This is a genomic window from Neglectibacter sp. X4, assembly GCF_009917365.1.
Classification (GTDB): domain Bacteria; phylum Bacillota; class Clostridia; order Oscillospirales; family Acutalibacteraceae; genus Acutalibacter.
In genome coordinates this window covers 1-290 of sequence record NZ_QWLE01000318.1, presented here as the reverse complement: position 1 = coordinate 290, position 290 = coordinate 1, and the positions used below count along the sequence as shown (strand labels likewise).

Sequence of the window (290 nt, the reverse complement as noted above, 5' to 3'; positions counted from 1 at the left end):
TCTCCTTCTCTGCTCATCGTCATGCCTCCTCCGGAAACGTAAACGTTCCCCTTTGTTTTTCTTCGTCAAACATATTGAATATGGTCAGTGGGCTAAAATGCCACAGCTTAGTATCCTCCTGTTCCAAAAAAGAATAGACTTTGGAACTGTAGAATTCCTCTGAAGCAGTTACCTCGCTGCAGCAATACTTTTCTGCAATCAAGCCGACCACCTGTGGAACAAGGAGTATCAGCATCGCTTCAAATTTTTTCTTTTCCATTCCTGCCTCCATCAAAGTTCTTCTTCCGGCA

At 43.8% G+C, this 290-nt stretch carries 1 protein-coding gene; it reads right to left on the bottom strand.

Features of this window, described 5'->3' with window-relative positions:
- Positions 1 to 19 precede the first annotated feature (19 nt).
- Positions 20 to 290 (bottom strand): hypothetical protein (locus tag D1841_RS18360; RefSeq protein ID WP_207710220.1); only part of this gene is annotated, 271 nt, incomplete at its 5' end.